5 protein-coding genes are annotated in these 4,259 nt (G+C 37.8%); 3 read left to right on the top strand and 2 right to left on the bottom strand.

Features of this window, described 5'->3' with window-relative positions:
* On the bottom strand, positions 1-1,976 hold a 1,976-nt coding region (gene secA, locus WGMM_RS00785), incomplete at its 3' end, for a preprotein translocase subunit SecA (protein WP_081818051.1).
* 219 nt (positions 1,977-2,195) lie between these two features.
* Here secA and WGMM_RS00780 point away from each other — a divergent pair.
* The 3 genes from WGMM_RS00780 (at position 2,196) to WGMM_RS00770 (ending at position 3,831) form a co-directional block, all read left to right on the top strand.
* Positions 2,196-2,498, top strand: a complete 303-nt coding sequence (locus WGMM_RS00780; RefSeq protein ID WP_038248515.1) for a hypothetical protein — start codon at positions 2,196-2,198, stop codon at positions 2,496-2,498.
* An 87-nt stretch (positions 2,499-2,585) separates the two neighbouring features.
* Positions 2,586-3,641 (top strand): tetratricopeptide repeat protein, encoded by a 1,056-nt coding sequence (locus WGMM_RS00775; protein ID WP_051599583.1) that lies wholly within the window; start codon positions 2,586-2,588, stop codon positions 3,639-3,641.
* Positions 3,625-3,831 (top strand): tetratricopeptide repeat protein, encoded by a 207-nt coding sequence (locus tag WGMM_RS00770; protein WP_038248512.1) that lies wholly within the window; start codon positions 3,625-3,627, stop codon positions 3,829-3,831. Before WGMM_RS00775 ends, WGMM_RS00770 begins: the two co-directional genes overlap by 17 nt.
* Positions 3,832-3,869: 38 nt before the next feature.
* On the opposite strand, the gene WGMM_RS00765 is transcribed toward WGMM_RS00770, so the two are convergent.
* Positions 3,870-4,259, bottom strand: a 390-nt coding sequence (locus WGMM_RS00765; protein ID WP_038248509.1) for a 2-oxo acid dehydrogenase subunit E2, incomplete at its 5' end; no start/stop codon positions are given.

The raw sequence follows: 4,259 nt of genomic DNA, 5'->3' as shown, positions 1-4,259 counted from the left end.
TTAAGTAGAGATTTCCGCACGTCATAGTTTCTAGCTTCAACTTTCTTTTGCGCTTTCTCGAGTGCCTTATTGATCCATGGATGATGAATAGCTTCGTTATTCTTTAACCCTACTTTTTGTAAAAAGCTTCTCATTCTATCAGAACCAAATATTCTCATTAGGTCATCTTCGAGCGATAAAAAGAACTTAGAAAGTCCAGGATCCCCCTGACGACCAGAACGGCCGCGTAATTGATCATCTATTCTCCTGCTTTCATGTCTTTCGGTTCCAACCACACATAAACCACCTGCTTTTATAGCAATTTCCTTATCTTTTTTTACTCTTTCAACTATTTCTTGATATTTTTTTTCTCTTTCATCAGCATTTTTTATTTTCTTGAGCTCTACCTTTGCGATCATTTCAGCATTTCCACCAAGCTGAATATCAGTTCCACGCCCTGCCATGTTAGTTGCTATAGTGACACTACCTGGCACCCCAGCTTGCGCTATTATGTACGCCTCTTGTTCATGATAACGAGCATTCAATACTGAATGCTTAAGAGAATGGCTTTGCAAAAGCGCAGAAAGCTTCTCAGAGTTTTCGATGCTCACCGTGCCAACAAGGACCGGTTGAAGGTGTTTGTGGCATTCTTCTATAAACTTCAACACAGCATTAAATTTTTCCTTTTCTGTACCGTAAATTTCATCATCAATATCAACTCTTTTTACAGGTACATTGGTTGGAATTTTTACTACATTTAATCTGTATATATCACGAAACTCTTCTGCCTCTGTTGCTGCTGTTCCAGTCATTCCGGAGAGTTTATTGTACATACGAAAGTAATTCTGAAATGTAACCGATGCTAAAGTTTGGTTTTCATGCTGAATTTCAAGATTCTCCTTCGCTTCAAGTGCCTGATGAAGACCATCGGAATATCTCCTGCCCTCCATCATACGCCCAGTAAATTCATCAATAATCACTACCTTGCCATCCTTTACTATATAATCTTTATCAGCAGTAAACAGCTTATGTGCACGTAATGCTTGGTCTATATAATGAGTCATTATCATGCTGTCAGTATCATAGAGCGAGGAATTTTCAGGAATGAGATTGTATGACCTCAGTAGTTCCTCCACTCGTGAAATACCATCTTCAGTCAAGAATACCGTTCTACCTTTTTCATCTACTTCATAATCATAGTCAACTAATTTGGTTACTATTTTATTGATATGCTTATATATCTGATTGTTTTCCTCAACAGGGCCAGAAATAATAAGCGGAGTGCGAGCTTCATCAATGAGTATTGAGTCCACTTCATCAACTATTCCGTAGTGAAAGCCTCTCTGAACCATGTCTTCTTGAGAAAATTTCATATTATCTCGCAGGTAATCAAAGGCAAGCTCGTTATTTGTGGAATACACGATATCTGCACTGTAAGCCTCTCTCCTCTCTTCGTCTGTCAAGTTATTCGTAATAAACGCAACAGAAACCCCAAGAGAATTATATAATTTGCTCATCCACTCTGTGTCTCGTTTTGCAAGATAATCGTTAACAGTTACGACGTGCACGCCTTTCCCTTCTAAGGAATTTAGATATGCTGCTAAAGTTGCAACGAGTGTCTTTCCCTCTCCTGTTTTCATTTCTGATATCATGCCATTGTGGAGCACCATTCCACCAATCAGTTGAACATCAAAGTGCCTCATGTTAAGAAACCTTCGAGAGGCTTCACGCACAACTGCAAATGCAGGTACGAGAAGATCATTTAACGTTTTCCCATTTTTCAATTCTCGATTGAATTCTTCAGTTTTACCAGCAAGCTCCTCATCAGATAAGCTCTGCATTTCTGTTTCTAATGCATTTATTTGCTGAACAATTTTACTAAAGGATTTTATTATCTTCTTGTTTGTTGATCCAAATATCTTTCTTATAAAAAAGAATGACAACGTAAAAATAAAAAATATAAGAATGGCTGTCAAAATTAGCGGAGAATCTAGCATAAACTTAAGTAAAGTCTTATTTAATATGAGATTATATTACTAAATGCAGCCTACAGCAATGACATATTAGATTCGGGGAATCTTTATGCTTAAGACAGCAAACAAAATTGACCCTGTTCGGCACTGTTATTACAATGTTAAAGAATCTGTTGCATTATCTTAGGCACTCGGTGACTTTAATTTTTTATAGAAAGAAGTTATTCGTAGGTTTAGTAGGGTATGAATGTAGAAAACAAACAGTCTGAAGTACTTAGTAATCGTACATTTAAGAAGAGGGATGGCACATCAACAGGTGATCATGGTCGCAAGTATGAAGTAAAATTATTAATGCTGTATCTACTTCATGGGTTAAGTAGTAAAATTGACTTTTGGTTAGCATCAAACATAGAAGGTTTTGGAGCCTTTGATGATATTTTTTTTGAGTATAAAGATCAGAAGAACAAATCGAGAATTATCTTGGTTCAAGCTAAGCACTGCAATACACATCGCTCTTCGAAGAATATTATAGCTCTTTTACAATAATCCGAACAGACCGTAATATGCTACTGGCCTGCTATAGCCATAAACACATATTTTATCGCATTCGGACTATTATAAGAAAGGCTATACTTGGGTAATCCTAGAAGACAAAAGGAGTCGCTTGAACGGGTTTTACCTATCTTTAGAAAACATTATGGATCTGATCATTTTATAGTCGCCACGGCACTGACAAACCTCGGTATCGCTTGCGGGGATTTAGGTGATCACAAGAAAAAAAAGACGTTGCTTGAACGGGCTTTACCTATTTCTGAGAAACATTATGGCCCTGACCATTTCGAAGTTGCTGCCATACTGACAAACCTAAGTAGTTCCTACGGGACTTTAGGCAATCATGATAAACAAAAGGAGCTTCTTGAACGGACTTTAACAATTAAAGAGAAACATTATGGCCCTGACCATTTCGAAGTTCCTGCCATACTAACAAATCTCGGCACCGCTCATTATGCTTTAGGTGATCCTCAGAAAGCAAAAGAGTTGTTTGAACGGGCTTTAGTTATCTTTAAGAAACATTACGATTCTGACCATTTTGAAATTGTTAAACCACTGGCAAACCTGGGTATCGTTTATGGTACTTTAGGTGATCCTCAAAAGGCAAAAGAGTTGCTTGAACGAGCTTTAGTAATTCAAGAGAAATATTATAAACCTAATCATTTTGAGGTTGCTAGGACACTAGTGAATCTAGGTAATGCTTACAGGAATTTAAGTGATCCTCAGAAAGCAAAAGAGTTGCTTGAACGAGCCTTAGTAATTCAAGAGAAACATTATGGCCCCGATTATTTTGAAGTCGCTATTACTCTGACAAACCTTGGTATCTCTCATGTGGATTTAGGTGACTATAAAAAACAAAAGGAGTTACTTGAACGGGCTTTAGCAATCAAAAAGAAACATTACAGGCCTGACCATTTTGAAGTTGCTAGAACACTGGCAAACCTCGGTAATTCTTATAGGGTTTTAGGTAATCCCCAGAAGGCAAAAGAGTTGCTTGAACAGGCTCTAGCAATTCGAAAGAAACATTACGGCCTCGACCATTTTGAAGTTGTTAAATTACTGGCAACCCTCGGTATCGTTTATGGCACTTTTGGCGATCATCAGAAAGCAAAAGAGTTGTTTGAACGAGTTTTTTGAGAAACATTATGGCTCTGGTCATGTTCAAGTTGCCAAACTACTGGCAAATCTTGGTATTGCCTATGGCGCTTTGGGCGATCACAAGAAACAAGAGGAATTGCTTGAACAGGCCTTGCCTATTTTTGAGAAACATTATGGCCCTGATCATCCGGGAGTTGCTAAACTACTGGCAGAACTAAATGACATTTAGGTTTTTAGCAATACTGGATTAACAACAATTCATTTGAGCTACAGTTCCAAAACTAATCTATTTGGATCTTCTATATAATTTTTTATTTTAACGAGGAAAGTTACTGCTCCTTTGCCGTCAACTATTCTATGATCGTAAGAGAGAGCAATGTACATCATAGGTCTGATTTCTACTGCATTACCAACAGCAACTGGCCTGTTTTGTATTGAATGCATTCCAAGTATTCCAGATTGCGGAGGGTTTATTATCGGAGTGGAAAGGAGTGAACCGTATACTCCACCGTTTGAGATGGTAAATGTTGCACCTTCCATTTCTGATACTTGTAATTTACCCTCACGAGCTTTTTTGCCAAGAGCAACTAAAGTCAACTGAATTTCTGCAAATGACATCTCATCGGCACCCCGAATAACTGGTACAACAAGACCTTT

The sequence above is a fragment of the Wolbachia endosymbiont of Glossina morsitans morsitans genome (assembly GCF_000689175.1).
Classification (GTDB): domain Bacteria; phylum Pseudomonadota; class Alphaproteobacteria; order Rickettsiales; family Anaplasmataceae; genus Wolbachia; species Wolbachia pipientis.
The sequence above is the reverse complement of the archived record's forward strand: the minus strand, read 5'-3'. Positions and strand labels throughout refer to the sequence as shown.